15 protein-coding genes, 1 pseudogene and 1 riboswitch are annotated in these 20,492 nt (G+C 35.5%); of the genes and pseudogenes, 5 read left to right on the forward strand and 11 right to left on the reverse strand.

Features of this window, described 5'->3' with window-relative positions:
• Positions 1 to 90: 90 nt before the first annotated feature.
• Entirely contained in the window at positions 91 to 483 is a 393-nt protein-coding gene (locus GQS55_RS01020) for a Fis family transcriptional regulator (protein WP_159817119.1), read from the forward strand.
• 30 nt (positions 484 to 513) lie between these two features.
• Here GQS55_RS01020 and GQS55_RS01025 read toward each other — a convergent pair whose 3' ends face one another.
• Positions 514 to 1,770 (reverse strand): glutamate-5-semialdehyde dehydrogenase, encoded by a 1,257-nt coding sequence (locus GQS55_RS01025; RefSeq protein ID WP_159817121.1) that lies wholly within the window; start codon positions 1,768 to 1,770, stop codon positions 514 to 516.
• A 61-nt stretch (positions 1,771 to 1,831) separates the two neighbouring features.
• Positions 1,832 to 2,935 (reverse strand): annotated as a pseudogene (gene proB, locus GQS55_RS01030) (glutamate 5-kinase); the annotation flags it as partial.
• 222 nt (positions 2,936 to 3,157) lie between these two features.
• On the opposite strand from proB, the gene GQS55_RS01035 reads away from it, so the two are divergent.
• Together GQS55_RS01035 and GQS55_RS01040 are read left to right on the forward strand one after the other, a co-directional pair.
• Entirely contained in the window at positions 3,158 to 4,075 is a 918-nt protein-coding gene (locus GQS55_RS01035; RefSeq protein ID WP_159817125.1) for an acyltransferase, read from the forward strand.
• A 3-nt stretch (positions 4,076 to 4,078) separates the two neighbouring features.
• Entirely contained in the window at positions 4,079 to 5,335 is a 1,257-nt protein-coding gene (locus GQS55_RS01040; RefSeq protein WP_159817127.1) for a mechanosensitive ion channel family protein, read from the forward strand.
• A gap of 122 nt (positions 5,336 to 5,457) precedes the next feature.
• Here the strand turns inward: GQS55_RS01040 and ahpC (GQS55_RS01045) are convergent, their stop codons facing one another.
• From ahpC (GQS55_RS01045) to ahpC (GQS55_RS01060), 4 genes are all read right to left on the reverse strand, one after another.
• On the reverse strand, positions 5,458 to 6,021 hold the full coding sequence (gene ahpC / locus GQS55_RS01045; RefSeq protein WP_201294546.1) for an alkyl hydroperoxide reductase subunit C: 564 nt from the start codon (positions 6,019 to 6,021) through the stop codon (positions 5,458 to 5,460).
• 484 nt (positions 6,022 to 6,505) lie between these two features.
• The gene (katG, locus tag GQS55_RS01050; protein WP_159817129.1) at positions 6,506 to 8,728 is read right to left on the reverse strand and encodes a catalase/peroxidase HPI; all 2,223 of its coding nucleotides are present in this window, start codon (positions 8,726 to 8,728) and stop codon (positions 6,506 to 6,508) included.
• 310 nt (positions 8,729 to 9,038) lie between these two features.
• Entirely contained in the window at positions 9,039 to 10,604 is a 1,566-nt protein-coding gene (ahpF, locus tag GQS55_RS01055) for an alkyl hydroperoxide reductase subunit F (RefSeq protein WP_159817131.1), read from the reverse strand.
• 88 nt (positions 10,605 to 10,692) lie between these two features.
• Entirely contained in the window at positions 10,693 to 11,256 is a 564-nt protein-coding gene (ahpC, locus tag GQS55_RS01060; protein ID WP_201294546.1) for an alkyl hydroperoxide reductase subunit C, read from the reverse strand.
• Positions 11,257 to 11,543: 287 nt separating this feature from the next.
• On the opposite strand from ahpC (GQS55_RS01060), the gene GQS55_RS01065 reads away from it, so the two are divergent.
• Together GQS55_RS01065 and GQS55_RS01070 are read left to right on the forward strand one after the other, a co-directional pair.
• Complete coding sequence (locus GQS55_RS01065; RefSeq protein ID WP_159817133.1) at positions 11,544 to 12,977, forward strand: catalase; 1,434 nt, start codon at positions 11,544 to 11,546, stop codon at positions 12,975 to 12,977.
• Between the two features lie 148 nt (positions 12,978 to 13,125).
• The gene (locus GQS55_RS01070; RefSeq protein WP_159817135.1) at positions 13,126 to 14,040 is read left to right on the forward strand and encodes a hydrogen peroxide-inducible genes activator; all 915 of its coding nucleotides are present in this window, start codon (positions 13,126 to 13,128) and stop codon (positions 14,038 to 14,040) included.
• A gap of 275 nt (positions 14,041 to 14,315) precedes the next feature.
• Here GQS55_RS01070 and GQS55_RS01075 read toward each other — a convergent pair whose 3' ends face one another.
• The 5 genes from GQS55_RS01075 to GQS55_RS01095 form a co-directional block, all read right to left on the reverse strand.
• On the reverse strand, positions 14,316 to 14,798 hold the full coding sequence (locus GQS55_RS01075) for a hypothetical protein (RefSeq protein WP_159817137.1): 483 nt from the start codon (positions 14,796 to 14,798) through the stop codon (positions 14,316 to 14,318).
• A 41-nt stretch (positions 14,799 to 14,839) separates the two neighbouring features.
• On the reverse strand, positions 14,840 to 14,998 hold the full coding sequence (locus tag GQS55_RS01080; protein WP_159817139.1) for a hypothetical protein: 159 nt from the start codon (positions 14,996 to 14,998) through the stop codon (positions 14,840 to 14,842).
• A 220-nt stretch (positions 14,999 to 15,218) separates the two neighbouring features.
• Positions 15,219 to 16,076 carry an acyl-CoA thioesterase II gene (tesB, locus tag GQS55_RS01085; protein ID WP_159817141.1) on the reverse strand — a complete coding sequence of 286 codons (858 nt, stop codon included), beginning with the start codon at positions 16,074 to 16,076 and terminating at the stop codon, positions 15,219 to 15,221.
• Between the two features lie 242 nt (positions 16,077 to 16,318).
• Entirely contained in the window at positions 16,319 to 18,163 is a 1,845-nt protein-coding gene (locus tag GQS55_RS01090; RefSeq protein ID WP_159817143.1) for a hypothetical protein, read from the reverse strand.
• 156 nt (positions 18,164 to 18,319) lie between these two features.
• Positions 18,320 to 18,402: riboswitch (cyclic di-GMP riboswitch) on the forward strand.
• A gap of 98 nt (positions 18,403 to 18,500) precedes the next feature.
• Positions 18,501 to 20,270 (reverse strand): DUF885 domain-containing protein, encoded by a 1,770-nt coding sequence (locus GQS55_RS01095; RefSeq protein ID WP_159817145.1) that lies wholly within the window; start codon positions 20,268 to 20,270, stop codon positions 18,501 to 18,503.
• Positions 20,271 to 20,492: the final 222 nt, after the last annotated feature.

Consider the following 20,492-nt stretch of genomic DNA (forward strand, 5'->3'; position numbering starts at 1 on the left):
ATACTGAGTTAATGTCTTAGGTACAAGTGCTGTATTAAGTTAAAATAGGTGTGTTAAAAAATAATATTTAAAATATAGGTAGTGATTAATATGAAGTTAAATAAAACGAGTCAAAAAATTGATAATAATATTTGTAAAGCGTTAACGATTGCCTGTGAGTCTTCTTTGCATGAAGTACCAGGATTTGCATGGCTGACTCATAGAGCTAATTACACTAATTTTCCTGCTAGTTTGGTGATTACCTGTGTTTTTGAATTAGAGTCTGAAATTGAAGTAATGAAAGAGCAACAGCAAGATGAATTATTGCGTAATGCAATTTTAAAGCAGTTAGTGAAGGTTGGTGTTGTTTTGAAAAATATTAAACAACAAGTACACTTTGATAGCGAAGAGGCTTGCTTAAAATATCATCAAGGTGAATGGCCAAATAGATTAGCATTACCTAAAACGAAACAAAAACCTAATGCAGCCAGAAGGCCACATTAGGTAATTTTAATGAATCAATAAAGAGATTAATTAGTCTCTAACTTGTCCATCACCATAAACAACAAACTTTTCTGTCGTTAATGATTCAAGCCCCATTGGGCCGTATGCATGAAGTTTACTGGTCGATATACCAATTTCTGAGCCAAGGCCTAATTGGTTACCATCAGAAAATCTAGACGAAGCATTTATCATTACCACAGAAGAGTTTATCTGACGAATAAATCGTTGAGAACGCGAAGTATCTTGCGTTACAATGACTTCAGTATGATCAGAAGTAAACTCATTGATATGAGCCACAGCATCATCATAGCTAGCAACTACTTTTACAGCAATTTCTTGCGCTAAATACTCTGCGTGATAATCATCATTAGTTGCTTGTTCTGCATTATCAAAATAACTAAGACTATTTTCACAAGCGTGAATTTTTACATTGGCAGCATCGGCTAATGCTTTAGCTGCTAATGGTAAAAATTGCTCTGCAATATCACTATGTACTAAAACAGTTTCTAGTGAATTACAGGCACTTGGTCTTTGTGTTTTACCATTAACTAAAATGTTTACTGCTTTAGTTAAGTCGGCATATTTATCAATAAATAAATGACAAACGCCTTTAAAATGCTGAATCACTGGAATACGGCTGTTTTCAGTAACATAACGAATCAAACCTTCGCCACCACGAGGAATAACTAAATCAATGGTTTCACTTTGTTTTAATAATTCTTCAATAACGCTGCGACTCGTATCAGGAATTACGCTAACAATGTTTTTATCAACACCGTGATCGGTTAATACTTTATGTAAACAATTCGCTAATGCCAAATTAGAATGAATAGCTTCTGAGCCACCACGAAGAATAACGCCGTTACCTGACTTAATACAAAGCGCCGCTGCTTCAGCTGTTACATTTGGACGTGCTTCATAAATCATTGCAATAACGCCTAAAGGGATACGCATTTTACCTACTTGCATACCATTTGGACGTAGCGCTAAGTTAGCAATGTCGCCAACTGGATCTGTTAAGGCGACTATTTCGCGAATAGCACTGCTGATATCTTTAATACCTTGGTCAGTTAGTAGTAGTCTATCAAGCATTGCATCAGCTAAGCCTTTTTCTCGACCTGCCTCAATGTCTTTACTATTTTCGCTAATTATTTCAGCGCTATTGGCTTCAATAGCATCGGCTATTGCGTTTAATAATGCATTCTTTTCAAGTGTTGTTAGCTGTGCAGCTACTCTGCTAGCAGCTTTAGCGTTAGCCGCCATTGTTGCCATATTAAATTGGTGCATTTGATTTGTTTCCTTGTTCTTCACTGTTTTTAGGGGCTACTTTAGCAGGCTTAACTTCAACATTTTGTTCAAGTACAACCATGTCATCGCGATGTATAACTACATCACCTTCTTCGTGCCCTAAAATAAGTTTAATTTCATCACTGTGTTTACCTTTGATACGTTTTAACTCTTTATTGCTATATTGCGTAATGCCTTTGGCAATAATGGTTTTAGTTTGTTGATCAACTATATCAACACAATCACCAACATCGAAGGTTCTCGCGACGGATTTTATGCCAATAGGTAATAATGAAGCACCTTTATTGAGTAGTGCGTTAACAGCGCCTTTATCGAGTGTGATTCGACCTTGGCTTTTTACTGTATGTTTAAGCCAATGTTTTTTGGCTCTAATGGTGTTTTTATCAGCAGAGAAGCGTGTGCCCGGATTGATCTGTCTGATTAATGAGCTGAACACTTCACTTTTGGTACCATTAAGAATATAGGTATTAATACCATGTTCAGTCGCTTTTTCAGCGGCTTCTATTTTTGTTTTCATTCCACCTGTAGATAAATGGTTACGGCTAATGCCAGCCATTGCATATATCTCATCGGTAATTTCATCGATGATAGGAATAAGTACTGCGTCATCGTGGACATTAGGATCTTTAGTGAAAACGCCGTCTATGTCACTTAAAATAAATAAGCTATCAGCTTCACAAACTTGTGCCACTAAGGCCGAAAGGTTGTCGTTATCACCAACTTTTAGATCTTCTGTTGTTACTGTATCGTTTTCATTAACGATAGGGATAATGCCGTTTTCTAATTGAATTTGAATGGTATCTCTAATGGAAATATACCGTTCACGATCTTCTAGATCATCTTGCGTGATTAATATTTGGCTGCAAGGAATATCAAAAAAACGTTGCCAGTTCGCCATCATTTTCATTTGGCCAACACTCGACATGGCTTTTTTAACTGATGGAGATAGTTCAGGACTGCCGTGACGAATAACTGTTCTACCAGCGGCAACACCACCAGAAGATACGAGAATCACTTCTTTGCCTTGTTGATGGCATTTAGTGATGAATTGAGCAATGGCTAGAATATATTGCCCACTGCAACCTGTTTTTGATGGTGCTACTAAGGCGCTACCGACTTTAATTACAGCACGATTAAAATTCATTTTTCCTCCTTTTATGATTTTACTATTTACAGTATGATGAAAACGAGGTAGTCATTCAACTTATATAGTAAAAAAGGCACTATAATGTTAGACGTTATTGTGATCCTAAATACTAATAAAGCATATCTTCTTGCTATATCGTAATTAAGAATACAATTTACGGGCAAATCATGATTAAATATAGTTAATTTTTCTTTGGTTAACTGTTTATAATTTTTTAACATGCTAAATATATTACCTGCGCCATTTATTGGTCTACTTTCTTTTATTTTTTATGCCCTTAACACTATTTTTTGGGTTATTCCTATTGTTGTTTTTTCACTATTTAAAGCCTTAATACCGTTAAGTTTTTCTCAAAAGATTTTTAGTTATTTATTAGATTTAATGGCGAGTAATTGGGTTGCTGTTAATACGCTTAACCAAAAGCTATTTACCAGAATGAAACTTCACGTAACTGGTTTAGAAGAATTAAATACTAAAGACTGGTACTTAGTATTGGCTAACCATCAGAGTTGGGTCGATATTATTGTGCTGCAGCGAATACTGCACGGTGAAATACCTTTTTTGAAGTTCTTTTTAAAGAGAGAGCTGCTTTATGTACCTATTTTAGGATTAGCATGGTGGGCGTTAGATTTTCCTTTTATGAAGCGCTATAGCCAGTCATTTTTGAAAAAAAATCCTCACTTACGAGGTAAAGATTTAGATACTACGCGTAAGGCTTGTGAAAAATTTAAGCATAAACCAGTAAGCGTAATGAGTTTTATTGAAGGAACTCGTTTTACTCAAGTTAAACATGATAAACAAAATTCACCTTTTAATCATTTACTTAAACCTAAAGCGGGTGGCGTTGCTTTTGTGCTTGATGCTATGGGCGAGTATTTAACAACAATTGTTGATGTGACTATTTATTACCCAGAAGGTATTCCTAGTTTTTGGGATTTGCTTTGTGGTCGAGTTCATAATGTTCATGTTGAAATTCATACACGTAAAATTGACAGCGAACTGAGTGGTGATTACATGAACGATAGAGCGCATAAAATTGCTTTTCAAAAATGGTTAACACAGTTTTGGTATGAGAAAGATGATAGACTTGAAAAAATGAAAGAAAACTCAACAAAGCATTTAAATTACAAAGGGTAAAGTATGAATGAGTTGCTTGAAAATTGGTTATTAGATCAGGGTATTGCAAACCAATATATTGATATGAGTGTGACGGTTGTCGCTTTATTGATGATTATTTCAGTCGCTTTTTTTTCTTATTACATCGTTAAGTATCAAGTGCTGAATGTTGTCCATAAGTTGATTGTTAAAACAAATAACACTTGGGATGATGCATTGATTGATAATCATGTATTAACACGATTTACGTTATTAATACCCTTTATTATCATTTTATTTTTAACTCCGATTTTTTTCCCTAGTGACTTTTTAATCGCTAACTTATTGATAATTTTTTCAAAAATATTTTTAACGTTTCAAATAGCGCGAAGTATAAGTGCTGTGCTCAATATGAGTAAAATTTTATACGGTGAAACGGCTAAACAAAAATATTTACCCCTAAATGCCATTGTGCAAGTTTTTAAGTTAGCGGTGTATTTAGTTTCAATTATTATTATTATTGCTTTAATTTTAGATCGTTCACCTGTCTATTTACTTAGCGGGTTAGGGGCGTTAACGGCGGTATTGATATTAGTTTTTCAAGATACAATCAAAGGGTTAGTGGCGAGTATTCAAATTTCAGCGAACAGAATGGTAGTCGCAGGCGATTGGATTGAATTACCTAAATATGGTGCTGATGGTGATGTGATTGAAATTGGTTTGAATACAGTCAAAGTGCAAAATTTTGATAAAACGATTACGACAGTACCAACTTATGCTTTGATAAGTGATTCGTTTAAAAACTGGCGTAACATGTACCATACAGGTGCTAGACGTATTAAACGTACATTAATTATAGATATTAGCAGTATTGATTTTTATTCGTTAGAGAAAATAGATTTTTTAGCTAGCACTAGCTTATTAAAAACTTATTTAACCGATAAAAAGCAAAGCCTTGAAGATGAAAATAAAGCGTTGGATCAAGATGGTCGTTTAAATGACATTGATAGCCGACAATTAACTAATATCGGTACGTTTCGCGCTTATATTGAAATGTATTTACATCAAAATACAAATATTCGTAATGACTTAACTTGTATGGTTAGGCAGTTACCAGCGACTGAAAGTGGCTTACCTTTAGAGCTATATTGCTTTGCCAACTCAACTGATTGGAAAGTTTATGAAGGTATTCAAGCGGATGTGTTCGATCATTTATTCGCAATTGCCCCACATTTTGATTTACGTATATTTCAAAACCCTACAGGCCATGATTGGAAAAATGCATTAAATAATAACACCTAACAAGAACGTTATTTTTACCGCGAGCCTTTCTTAATCACGTGGTTAATGCGGCATAATAAGAAAAGGCGGAATAGTGTTACCTATATCCGCCAATCGCCTTTAGATTTTTTAGTCAATTTAGTTTAGATTTTACCTACTAAATCTAGGCTTGGTGTTAAGGTTGCTTCGCCTTGCTCCCATGCTGCAGGACATACTTCGCCATCGTTTTCACGGACATATTGTGCTGCTTTAACATTACGTACCATGTCTTTAGCACTACGACCAATACCACCCGCATGAATGTGTGCTACTTGAATGATGCCATCAGGGTCAGCTAAAAAAGTACCACGATGTGCCATATGGTCTTCTTCAATCATTACGTCAAAACCACGAGTAATGTTACCTGTTTGGTCGCCTAGCATTGGGAATTGAATTTTGCCAATTGCGTCAGACGAGTCGTGCCACGCTTTATGAGAGAAATGTGTGTCAGTTGATACAGCGTATACTTCAACACCTAATTTTTGTAACTCTTCATATTGGTTTGCCATGTCTTCTAATTCAGTAGGACATACAAAAGTAAAGTCTGCTGGGTAAAACAAGAAGATAGACCATTTACCTTTAACGCTGTCAGTTGTTACTTCAACAAACTCGCCGTTGTGAAATGCTTGTGCTGTAAATTCTGGGATTGCTTTGCCTATTTGAGCCATGATGTATTCCTCTTTATATATTTAAATGTTTATTTAATTGTCGTATTAATTATTTAATAAAACGTTAATGAAAGTTTTGCTTCTGAAAGCTTGCTTGCTTTCGATGTATGTATAGTAGAGCTAATTTAATAATTGGTAAATTTGATTAAATTGATTTCTATATTCTAAATAACAGAACGTTAGTTACTTGCATTCTTTATTGGGATCTTAATTATAGCGAAGTGCTTTGAGTAATCGATGTCTTGAGCGCTTACTTCATCGTGTTATTTTGCCGAAGCTTATTGTTAGATAATAGATAATAGATAATAGATAATAGTTAAGGTTAGGCATCAATGTGAGGCCTGTAAATATATGTCAGAGTGGGACAGTAAAAACAAAAAAAGGCTAACACTGAGTATTTTCTACTGAGTATTAGCCTTGGTAAGTGAATTTAAATATTACTGATTTTCAAACTATTTTAGTGAAGCGCAGTAAGGTAGTTCAATTACTTTAAATCGAAGCGATCTAATTGCATTACTTTCGTCCAAGCGTTGATAAAGTCATTAACAAACTTAGTATCAGCATCATCAGAAGCATACACTTCAGCAATGGCTCGTAATTCAGAGCTAGAGCCGAAAATTAAATCGACAGGTGTTGCTTGCCATTTAAATGTACCGGTAGCACGATCATTACCGATATAAATGCCGTTATTTTTTTCGTCTTTACTCCAAACCGTTGACATATCTAATAAGTTAACGAAAAAGTCATTACTTAATACGCCTGGTTTGTCAGTAAAAACACCTAAGCTAGAGCCGTCGTAGTTGGCATTTAATGTACGTAAGCCACCAACAAGCACTGTCATTTCAGGTACATTTAAATCAAGCATATTGGCTCTATCAACAAGCATTTCTGCAGGAGACATGTAGCTATCTTCATTGTAGTAGTTACGGAAGCCATCAGCATTAGGTTTTAAATAATTAAAAGACTGAATATCTGTTTGTGCTTGTGTTGCATCGGCACGACCAGGTACGAAAGGTACTTCAACCTTATATCCACCTTTGCTAGCTGAGTTTTCGATTGCCGCAGCACCACCTAATACAATTAAATCGGCTAGAGATACTTGTTTTGTCGATGATTTCTTATTATATTTAGTTTGAATCGCTTCAATTTTATTTAAGGCTTTCTGTAACGTTTTAGGATTATTTACTGGCCAATTGACTTGAGGCTCAAGCTTAATTCGTGCGCCGTTTGCTCCACCACGCATATCAGTTACACGATGGCTAGAAGCAGAAGCCCATGCTGTTCTAATTAACTCTTCATTACTTAAACCTGAATTAAGTAATTGCACTTTTAGCATTTTTATATCACTACTTGTGATTAACTGATAATCAATTGCAGGGATAGGATCTTGCCATGTAAGTACTTCAGTTGGCACTTCATCACCTAAATATCTTGCTCTTGGCCCCATATCGCGATGAGTTAATTTAAACCAAGCTCTACCAAATGCTTTTTCAAAGTCAACTGGGTTAGCTCTAAAGCGTTCAACAATTTTACGGAATTCTGGATCTTCTTTTAAGGCAAGATCGGTAGTAAACATAATAGGTGCGTGACGTTTATTAGGAATATGTGCATCAGGTACTAAATTCGCAGCGGCTTTATTATCAGGTATCCATTGCGTGGCACCTGTAGGGCTTTTAGTTTGCACCCAATTAAAGTTCATCAGGTTATCTAGATAGTTTGTTGACCACTGTGTTGGTGTAACAGTCCAAGCGCCTTCCAAACCACTGCCACTAGCATCTGCGCCTACACCTGTACCACATTTGTTTTTCCAACCTAAGCCTTGCTCTTCAATTGGAGCAGTAGCAGGCTCAGCACCAATACAATCTTTTGGTTTTTTCGCGCCATGTGCTTTACCAAATGTATGACCACCAGCACTTAGTGCAACAATTTCTTCATCATTCATTGCCATACGGCCGAACGACAAACGTAGATCGTCAGCAGCTAGCAGCGGGTCAGGTTTACCGTGAGGACCTTCAGGGTTTACATAAATTAATCCCATTTCTACCGCGGCTAATGGTCCTTTTAATTGACCTTTTCCATCTCTTCGTTCGTCAGTAAGCATCGTTTTTTCAGGACCCCAATATACTAGGTCTGGTTCCCAATCGTCAGTACGTCCACCAGCATAACCAAAAGGTTTAAAGCCCATAGATTCAAGCGAAACATTACCTGCAAGCACCATTAAATCTGCCCATGATATTTGACGACCGTATTGTTGTTTTACCGGCCATAATAATCTACGGGCCTTGTCTAAATTAACATTGTCAGGCCAGCTATTTAACGGATCGAAACGTTGTTGACCACCAGATGCACCACCACGACCATCATGTACGCGATAAACCCCAGCGCTATGCCAAGCCATGCGAATCATCAGAGGTCCATAATGTCCCCAATCGGCAGGCCACCATGCTTTTGAATCAGTGAGTGTTTTTTGAATATCTTTTTTAAGTTGTTTTATATCTAGTTTTGCAAACTCTTCAGCATAATTATACTGCTCACCATAAGGGTTTGACTCTGCACCGTGCTGGCGAAGTGAGTTTAGGTTTAGTTGCTCTGGCCACCAAAATTGGTTTGTTTTTGCTTCACCATTTGCAAATGCTGTTGATGATAGTGTGATAGTTGATAGTGCTACTGAAATTGCAGCGGCTATCGATAATGTTGCCTTTAACATAATTATTTCTCTTTATTATAATGAACTCTTAAGTAGGTATGTATCATAAAATTAATAACGCCATTTTTATAATTGATTGATTTGAAGATAACGTTCTGTTTTATTGATGACTGTATTTGCCGAACAATAAGTGGGTAATATAGAGATTAGTGGTTGGCAGTGCGTTAATACTACGCAGAGTTTAAAGGGGGCCGTTAGCGTGTTACGAGAAGCATTAATCAATTATTTACAGGCAAAAAAATAGGTGAATTGAATAATTCACCTATTTACGTTAATAATTTACTTTTTATTAGTCAGTTAATTACCTGTATTAGCTTTCTCTAATCATGTAATCAAAGGCTGATAATGACGCTTTAGCCCCTTCGCCCATAGCAATAACAATTTGCTTATAAGGCACAGTAGTCACATCGCCCGCAGCAAAAATACCCGGTGTAGATGTTTGACATCTTTCGTCTATAATTACTTCACCATGCTGAGTACGGTCAACAACACCGTCTAGAAAAGTACTGTTAGGTAATAAACCAATTTGTACAAAAATACCGGCCAGCGGCTGTTGTTTAATATCACCGGTTAATCTATCTTCATAAGCAAGAGCAACCACTTTACCGTCTTCTGCTATCACTTCTTTAGTGGCAGCATTTTTAATGATAGTAATTTTACTGTGTGCTTCAGCTTTTTCTACTAAGACTTTATCGGCTTTTAATTCAGGTAAAAATTCAAATACCGTAACATGATTAACCATACCTGCTAAATCAAGTGCCGCTTCAATACCGGAGTTACCACCACCGACTACTGCAACATCTTTACCTTTGAAAAACGGACCATCACAATGTGGGCAGTAAGCAACACCTGAACCAACATTTTCTTTCTCGCCAGGAACACCTAGTTCACGCCATTTTGCACCGGTAGCAACAATAATAGTTTTCGTTTCAATCACCTCACCACTAGATAGGTGTAATTTATGCGCTGATTTGGTCTTGATATCAGCTTTTTCAATGGTATCTACACGTAAAAACTCTTTGATAGTGACATCGTAATCACTTAAATGCGCATGCATATTACCGGTTAGCTCAGTACCTGTTGTTTTAGGTACTGAAATTAAGTTTTCTATACCTACAGTATCTTTTACTTGACCACCAATTCTGTCGGCAATCATAGTAACGTTTAATCCTTTACGTGCTGCATAAATTGCGGCGGCAACACCAGCAGGACCACCACCAATAACGGTTACATCTTGTAATGGCAATTGTTCAGCATCATCGGCATTAACAATGTAAGGGAAACGTTCAATTAATTTATCGACTAATTGGGCTGTATCTATTTTGCCGTTGGCAAATAATTCACCATTTAAGTAAACGCTAGGTACACCTTGAATATTACGTTCATCAATAAGTTCTTGGAATAAGCCTCCATCAATCATTTCTGAGCTAATATCATCATTTAGCAAAGCAAACTGATTTAGTGATTGCACCACATCAGGACAGTTATGACAGCTTAAAGAAATAAATACTTCAAAGTGTAAATCGCCCTTAATTTTACTCACCATATTACTTAAGGTGTTATCAAGTTTAAGGGCGGTACCTGACGATTGTAAAATAGCTAAAATTAATGAATTAAATTCATGACCACTTGGTATACCTGAAAAGTGAATACCGTTATTTTTGCCATCTACCGACAAGTAAAATGTGATAGGGCTGCGTAAGTTATCATCACGCTCAATTAGACTTAAATTATCTGAGATTGAGCATAATTGTGTTAAAAATTCGACTAATTCTGGACGCTTCGCATGTTCACCAGTTTGTAAAACTAGTGCCACCTTGTTAGTCATATTTTGAGTGTATGTTTTTAGTGCGTTTAAAATATCTGTGCTTAACATAGTATTACCTTATTTAATCTGGTGAAAAAAGGCGGAATAATTTAGCCATTTCCGCCAATAGTTGGAAGATTTCTTTAGTTGATAGAGTTTAAATTTTGCCTACTAAGTCTAGGCTTGGTGTTAAGGTTGCTTCGCCTTGCTCCCAAGCTGCAGGACATACTTCGCCATCGTTTTCACGGACATATTGTGCTGCTTTAACATTACGTACCATGTCTTTAGCACTACGACCAATACCACCTGCATGAATGTGTGCTACTTGAATGATGCCATCAGGGTCAGCTAAAAAAGTACCACGATGTGCCATATGGTCTTCTTCAATCATTACGTCAAAACCACGAGTAATGTTACCTGTTTGGTCGCCTAGCATTGGGAATTGAATTTTGCCAATTGCGTCAGACGAGTCGTGCCACGCTTTATGAGAGAAATGTGTGTCAGTTGATACAGCGTATACTTCAACACCTAATTTTTGTAACTCTTCATATTGGTTTGCCATGTCTTCTAATTCAGTAGGACATACAAAAGTAAAGTCTGCTGGGTAAAACAAGAAGATAGACCATTTACCTTTAACGCTGTCAGTTGTTACTTCAACAAACTCGCCGTTGTGAAATGCTTGTGCTGTAAATTCTGGGATTGCTTTGCCTATTTGAGCCATGATGTATTCCTCTTTATATATTTAAATGTTTATTTAATTGTCGTATTAATTATTTAATAAAACGTTAATGAAAGTTTTGCTTCTGAAAGCTTGCTTGCTTGCTTTCGATGTATGTATAGTAGATTTAATCTTATGATTGGTAAATTTGATTAAATTGATTTTTACATTCTAAAAAATAGAATGTAAATTAATGGCTCTTTTACTAAAATAGACTAGGTTTATATAGGTAATAAAATTTAATCGATAAATAAGACATTCAGTCAATAATAACGAATAGGAATAAAATGATGACGAATAAGAAACTAACAACAGCCGCTGGTTGCCCTGTAGCGCATAACCAAGATGTAATGACTGCTGGGCCAAAAGGGCCGCAACTTTTGCAAGATGTGTGGTTTTTAGAAAAGTTAGCACATTTCGATCGTGAAGTTATACCAGAGAGACGTATGCATGCTAAGGGGTCAGCAGCATTTGGTAAATTTACAGTAACGCATGATATTACTAAATATACACGCGCAAAAATATTTTCTGAAATAGGGAAGGAAACTGAACTATTTACCCGTTTTAGTACCGTTGCTGGCGAACGTGGTGCAGCTGATGCAGAGCGAGATATTCGTGGTTTTGCTGTTAAGTTTTATACCGAAGAAGGTAACTGGGATTTAGTTGGTAATAATACACCGGTATTCTTTTTGCGTGATCCGCTAAAATTCCCTGATTTGAACCATGCCGTTAAACGTGATCCTAAAACCAATATGCGTAGTGCAACCAATAACTGGGATTTTTGGACATCGTTACCTGAAGCGTTACATCAAGTCACTATTGTGATGAGTGATCGCGGCCTACCTGCAAGTTACCGACATATGCATGGTTTTGGTAGTCATACGTTCAGCTTTATTAATGCAGACAATGAACGATTTTGGGTGAAGTTTCATTTAGAAACTCAACAAGGCATTAAAAACTTAACAGATGCAGAAGCTGAAGTACTTGTAGGTCAAGATAGAGAAAGCCATCAAAAAGACTTATTTGAATCGATAGAAAAGCATGACTTTCCTAAGTGGACAATGAAAGTTCAAATTATGCCAGAAGCCGATGCAGCAACAGTACCATATAATCCTTTTGATTTAACAAAGGTTTGGCCTCATAAAGATTATCCTTTAATTGAAGTAGGGGTAATGGAGTTGAATCGTAATCCTGAAAACTATTTTGCTGATGTTGAACAGGCAGCCTTTAATCCTGGAAATATTGTTCCGGGTATCAGCTTCTCTCCAGATAAAATGCTACAAGGGCGATTATTCTCATATGGTGATGCACAACGTTATCGTTTAGGTGTTAACCATAACCATATTCCGGTTAATGCCGCGCGTTGTCCTGTACATAGTTATCATCGAGACGGGCAAATGCGTACCGATGGTAATCATGGCGCTACAGTTGGTTACGAGCCGAATAACCAGGGTGAGTGGGCAGAACAGCCTGATTTTTCAGAGCCACCTTTAGCAATTGATGGCGCTGCAGCTCATTGGGATCATAGAGAAGATGAAGATTACTTCTCACAAGCAGGTGACTTATTCCGTTTAATGAGTCCTGAGCAACAACAAGTTTTATTTAGTAACACGGCTGCTTCGATGGCTGATGTACCAGATGAAATAAAATTACGTCATATTAAGCACTGCAGTGCAGCCGATGTAGATTATGGTAATGGTATTAAAACAGCGTTAGGCTTATAAGTATTAGCTTGCTGCTAAGGCTTATTTAATCGTAACTAACCCCTGTTATTTTAGGGGTAGTTACTATTTCACCTATATTAACGTGACAATATATTGAATTATTAATTAGAATGTCGTTGACGTTCAATACAACTGATTATAGAGACGAATGATTTCATTAAAACAATTACATTATGCATTAGCGGTTGAAAAAACATTACATTTTAAAAAAGCGGCCGAAGCTTGCAATGTGTCACAGTCAGCATTAAGTACCGCAATTAATGAACTTGAAAAGCAATTAGGGGTTACTCTTTTTGAGCGTAATAACAAGCAAGTGTTAGTGACAAATAAAGGACAGTTGATTTTAGCTAAGGCTAAGCAAGTTAAGCTGGAAGTGGATGAACTTTTACAAATTGCCAATGCGAACCTTCAGCCATTTTCTAATGGGATGACTATTGGTGTAATTCCGACTATTGGTCCTTATTTATTACCTAAAGTTTTACCTGATTTACGTAAGCAATATCCAGACTTTAAATTAAAAATCATCGAAGAACAGTCGCATGTGTTAGTTGATATGGTACGAAGCGGTGATATTGATGCTGCTATATTAGCGCTACCTTATGCTATTGATGGCTTGATGCAGTTTGAATTTTGGCAAGAAGATTTCTATTGGGTGAGTCATAAAGATGAATGCCCGAGTCAAATGAAAGAAATTACCAGTGAACAATTAAGTGCTGAAAAATTAATGTTGTTAAAGGAAGGGCATTGCTTAAAAGATCATGCCTTGGCCGCCTGTAGTTTACAAAATAACAAACAAGAATCAGATTTCGACTCAGCGAGTTTGCATACCCTTATTCAAATGGTTGCGGGTAAGCTTGGAACAACACTTGTGCCACAGATGGCGCTTGATCAGTTAATTTATAGTGAATCTGAGCTACGTGCTATTCATTTAAACGAGCCTGGTCCACACCGTAAAATATCATTAATCATTAGACCTAACTATGTAAGAACAGATGAAATAACCCTACTAAAAGATATTTTTAAGGCGCAGTTAACAAAGAAGGTCTCGGCTAAGGATAGTTGACTTCAAGGATGATCATCGAATAAATAGAACATAGTCCTCAATTTATTCGTATTTACTGAATTAATATATTTAGTCATTATAGTTACCACACAAACAAGAGGTAACTATTATGAAAAATATTATTCACAATTTAAAAGCTATATTAGGCACTAATGCTCGTAAAAATGCACGAGTTGACTGTAATTATTCAAATAATTATTATGGAGATCAAGTGTGTCAATGTAAATGATTTAACCTGAATAGCGGCCAGAGCCAGTTTACATTATTAGCCTAATTTAATAAGCGTATTTAGCGTCGGCTTTGCTTGCTAACTGGCTGCGAAGTTCATCTTGATATGAAAATGTATCGAAGCCATTATCAAATGCTTTTGCCGTTGGCCCGTATGAACTATCTAAAAGTGCTTTTACATCAACAATGTTTTTAAAGTTTTCTTGGGTAACATCATATTTTCCCCAATATTTTCCTTTTCCATCATATCCACGGTCATAGTCTTGACCTTTTATTAGAATGTCAGGTAACTCTTTCGCTAACGCTACTATAGTTTCGTTAGCATTTAATTTGCCCTCAAGATAGCTTTTTTCATCTTCAGTAATATTACCTGAAACAACTAATTTATCATTATTATCAATAGAAAATCCCCAACTTTTTTGCGCTAACGATGGAGATGATAATTCTAAATCATGCATAAAACTTTCGTATTCAGGCCTTATTTGAGCAAGCTTCATTGGTAGTTCGCCAAAATCTATCGTCTGTTCCATTTTAACTAAAAGTTTAGATTCAGATTTATGCGCTGAGATACTTAGAGGTTTATCGTAAGTGTTTGTTGTTTATTAATATCTGTAATTAACTCGCTATCAGACAATTCACCTACTATAGTCGGCTCTACTATAGTCGCTTCTACATTATTTTTAAGTTGTTTTGTTACCGTATCGGTTAAAATATCGTGAGTTATTTTCATAGTTAATTCCATTTATAATGAATAGTAGTTTAATGTATTTATCGGTAAAATTAATAAAAACTTGAGCATTTTTTATTAATTTCACCTTATTCATATATAAATTATTTAGCACAACTGCTTGTATTATAATCGTTATTTATTGTAATTTTGGTATTAACTACTTATCCTGATAATTTTTAACTAGGTGAAGCTTGAATCTATTAGATTTTGTTTAACTCAATTATCTTTGTCTGATAACGCCTTCTTGCATAGTAGAAGCGACAAGCTCGCCTTTACGGTTATATATTTGTCCACGCACTAAACCGCGTCCGTTGCTAGCTGAAGGGCTATCGATACAATATAACAACCAATCATCAAAACGGAACGGACGATGAAACCACATAGCATGGTCGACGGTAGCTATTTGGAAGTTAGGGCTAAAATGACTCGCACCGTGTGGCATTAAAGAGGCGGGTAAAAATTGAAAATCTGAAGCATAAGCAAGCATGCAGCTATGATGGCGTAAATCATCAGGGAGAGTACCATTGGTTTTTAACCAGGTTTGACATGTAGAATCAGTTTTTTCAGGTTTAAGCCAATTATATTGTTGCACTGGGCGTATTTCTATCGGCATTTCTGCTAGTAACTTGTCACGCATTGGCTGCGGAAAGGCATCTTTATGCTTGATAATAAAATCACTATAAGATGCCAAACCATCAGGTCCTGGAACTGTTGGCATACTATCTTGATGGTCAAAACCTTGTTCAAATTTTTGAAAAGAAGCTGTCATGTAAAAGATAGCTTTACCATTTTGGATCGCTTTTACTCGACGAGTGCTAAAACTATTCCCGTTACGAATATCTTCTACTTCATAAACAACAGGTTTTGAAGCGTCACCGGCAAGTAAGAAATAAGAGTGGAGTGAATGTATGAAACGATCTTCATCAATAGTTGCTTGGGCAGCTGATAGTGCTTGTCCCATTACTTGACCACCAAATAAGGCTCTAAAGCCTAAATCTTGGCTTTGACCTCGGTATATTCCTTTCTCAATGACTTCTAATTTTAGTAAAGCTAGTAATTCTTTTAAAACAGAACTCATGTCTTAATACCCAATGTGTTGATAGTGTGGTGAGCTTATTAAACATCTTGGTTATAAGCTCGTTATGATTATGCATTTTAGTTATATTAGCAGTTTTTTCTATTGTATAAGTATTGATCTATAAAAAAATTAAGATATTTTTTGTCTTAGTAATGCAGTTTAATTCTGATGAGAGCTTAACGGTTAATTTAATATTATTATCGTTTTTGATTGAGTATAGATTCTGGATACTAAGCTTACATTTAAAGCATTTTTGTTGGTTCAGTTAATTGCGCTAGAAAAATGTAGGGATCAATATCTTGAAAATTTGGGCTGTCGAAAGAATAAGTTATCATAACTGAAAAATCCCCTAAATTAGCAAAGAAGCGTAATTTTAACGCTGACACTATAGTCTCCATAATTACCATTACTTCGTCTTTATTTTGGTGTGGGAAAATTAATAAGTATTCTCCTTCGTGAATCAGGCCGGCATTTTCAAATTCATTAATGTGTTTAGTGATAACACTCGCTATTTCATGGTTCACTTCAGCCACTATTTTTTTGTTAAATTGGCGCGTTAATTCTTGCCAATTATTAATAGAAATATAGCCTAAGGTTAATGGATAGGAATACTTTCTAGCCATGTTAAAACTCTTTTGATAAATATACTTTGTATGCCTTGGTGTGGTAATTATTTCGTTTGATTTTTCTACTGTCTCGTCATCTTTAAGTTTTTTTATTAAACGATGTTTTAACCATAAATATATGACTAAGCAAAACAGTAGTATAATTATGCTAGATAATACAAATATCAGAATATGTTGTTGAATATAATTAAAAAGAGAAGGAGGCGCTAGTTCACTTTCATCTGAGAGGTCTTCAGCTTGTTGTTGTATTTTTTTGTCCGCAGAATCATTTTCTAGTTCAAGATTATTGTTAATAATTTTTTTATTTGATAGTTGAATATTTGCCGGTGCTATTTGTTGCTTTAAGGCATTGCTATATTTTTCTTGCCAAAAGTAAGCTAACGCCATGTTTTTATTATCATGATAAAAATCAGCAAGTAACGAGTATAAAATATTAAAATCATTGGTTAGTTCAATGCTTATTAACATTTGCTCTGCTTCTAATAATAAATCACTCGTGGTTTGTGTTTTATTTATTAATTTATTAAGTATTACCAATGAGGTGATGGTTTCTAAATAAGGTTTAGTTAAGTTATATTGATAAAAGAGCGCTTTTGCAGCGAGTGTTTCACTTTGTGATTTAGCGTAATACTTTTGTTGCAATAGGGTTAGTCCTAACCCTTGCTTAGCATAGGCTGAATATGCATTTCCTGGTTTTTTTTCTGCATATCTTTCAGCTTCCCAATAGGCATTGTAAGCATCGTTAAATTGATTTAAGCGATAATATGCATTTCCTAAATGGTAATAAGTGTGTTCAATATTTTCTAATTTATTCAAACTAAAACGTAACTTTAATATATTAAGGTATATTGTGAGTGCTTCAGAGGAATTTCCTAAATGAAAATTTGCATTAGCTAGACTAGTTAATAACGTTATATTTTTGGTAATGCTTGGATTTTTCTTGAAAATATATTCAACTTTTCCGAGATCCATTAACGCCTTATTATATTGATTTGATAAGGAAAATGCAGTGCTCCGATAACTTAAAGCAAGTAATAAGCATTTGATATCTTTTGTTTGTTGTGACAAATATACTGCTTGTTTAGACTCTATTAGCAGTTGTTTGTAATTTTTTGTATCTAAAATAATGCTTACTATTTTTATTTGTAATAGTAGCTTTATTTTACTGTCTTTAGCGCTTGCTAAGCCATCTTGGGCAAATTGATAGGCGTTTTCAAGGTCTCCTGCATTGCTTGCTACATTGGCAAGTAATAAATAAGTTTTAGCAATGGTGGCTTTTGGGTATTGTTCTCTATTAAGTATGATTTCATTACTTAACTTTATAACTTCGTTGTAATCGAGTTTTTCAGTATCTTGTTGAAAAAGAAGCGCTACTTGGTTAATCATTTGCTCTTTGGCTGAAAATGTATTTTCGGCAGATAATGCATTGAAATTTAGCGTTAATAGAAAAAATAATAACATTAGAGTTCTTAACGTAAATTTTATTTTAATAATTAACATGAATAAAAACACAGTGTTAGCAAAGTAATGGTTGTCATTTTAACGTGATTAGTTATGCTTTGTCTGTTTTTTGTTTATAACCAAAAACAGTACTTATAATGCAATTGAGCTTCTAAAGCTCAACAAACGCAAATTTAGCGAAAGCTAGAGACGCAAAGTAACTGCCCTAAAGGGAAACCTATGACCGCGGGATTGCCAAATTTAGATGTAGTGGGGGCTCTTCTATTTTTGAACAGTCTACTGTTATTCCGCCGGTTTACTTTGCCTGGCTTCTTTGTTTCTCATTATTTAATCTATACTAATTACTTCTTTGCTCAATTATATATTTATCAATAACTTTTTCTAACATGCTTAACGGCATCGAACCATTCTTTAAAATTTGATCATGAAAATCACGTAGATCAAACTTTTCTCCTAAGATGTCTTCTGCACTTTTTCGTAAACGCTTTATTGTTAATTCACCAATTTTGTAAGATAACGCCTGCCCAGGCCATGAGATATATCGGTCTATTTCGGTTTGTACGTTGTGTAACGAGAGCGCGGTGTTATTAGCAAGGTAATCTATAGCTTGTTGTCTAGTCCAACCTTGTGCATGCATACCGGTATCAACTACAAGACGGCAAGCCCGCCACATTTCGTAGGTTAAACGTCCAAAATCTTGATAAGGGGTTTCATATATTCCTGCTTCTATCCCAAGGAACTCTGAATATAAGCCCCAGCCTTCACCAAAAGCAGATATATAGGTGCGATTTCTGAACTGAGGAACATTTTGCATTTCTTTAGCAATAGAGCCTTGTAGGTGATGCCCAGGTACAGCTTCATGTAAAGTTAGTGCAGGTAATGCATATAATGGACGTCGGTCTAATCGATACGTATTCACCCAATAGTTACCTGCTTGATCATCACGAGAGGGCCCAGAGTAACGCCCTGTCGTGTATTTTGGTGCAATATTTTCGGGTACTTGAATGACACCGTAAGGTGTTCTTGGTAATGTTTTAAATAATGAAGGAAGCTTTGCGTCCATCCTTTTAGCAATGTATGAAGCTTCTTTTAATAAGTCTAGCGGAGTCTTCGCGTAGAACTGTTCATCAGTGCGTAAAAAGTTAATAAATGCTTTGAAATCCCCGTTAAAACCAATTTTTGTTATTATTTCATCCATTTCAGCGCGTATACGTTTGACTTCAGCTAAGCCTTTTTGATGAACCTGTTCAGCAGTAATACTAATAGTGGTGTAATGCTCAACGCGGTTTTGATAATAATTTTTACCATTAGGCAGCGAGGTTGCTGCAATGTTATCTCTTGCATTGGGTTGGTAACTATTGACCATAAAGTCATAGTATTTTTGGTAAGCAGGCATCACTTGTTCAGCCAGAATTTTTTTTGCTTCCTTTTGAAGGGTATTTTGCATTTCTGGGGAGATATAAGCCGACATTTTTTTAAAAGGTTTATAATAGCTACTCTCGGAAGTATCTTCTTTTATAAACGCTAATATTGATTGCTCAAAGCCTTTTAAGACAATTTTAGGCTGGGTGATTTTTTCATTTATTCCTCGGTTCATCCAGAATATTTGTTGCTCAAAGTAGTGTGGAATAGCACGTAATCTTGATAAATAATCCTGATAATCTTGCTCACTTTTTAGATTAACTTGTTGGCTAATATTCGCAATCCACACATGAAATCCAGATTCTGCTGTAAGCGGCATGTAGTGTTCTTTATTAATGTAGCTATCGAGCTTATTTTTTAGCACATAAGATAAAACCGCATGGTTAATTTGATTGTCTAAACTAAGTTTATTTACGTCAATATTAATAATTTTATTGTATATATTTTGACGCTTTATATTCTCTTGTGCTAAAAACGCGGGTGACAAATTTGGTAACTTTGCGTTATTTTCACCTGCTTGAGGTTCGTTAAAAGGGCTGCTTTTTTGATAAAATTGTTGATACGTTTGTACTAACTGTAGCAGTTGTTGATCACTGGTAGTCATTTCTACATGATTTTGAATAGGTGCTATGTGGCTACAACTCAGTAATAGAAGTAAAAAAAGCAAGGTAAATAGATTTTTCATTATGATCAACTCAATTAAAAATACGATGTACAGTAGCTGTATTCTAACTGAAATTAATAATAAATTTAGTAGATATTTAAGTATAAATACTTCAAAATAAATTTACTTTAATTGAAATAACTTTTTGTTTAATGAGCAATTTGTTAGTTTAGTTGGTATAACAGATGCGCTAGGCTTAAATTAGTAGTTTCATAGAGGTAAACCGTTGAAATATCATGACTC

It is taken from the genome of Colwellia sp. 20A7, assembly GCF_009832865.1.
In the GTDB taxonomy this organism is placed as follows: Bacteria; Pseudomonadota; Gammaproteobacteria; order Enterobacterales; family Alteromonadaceae; genus Colwellia.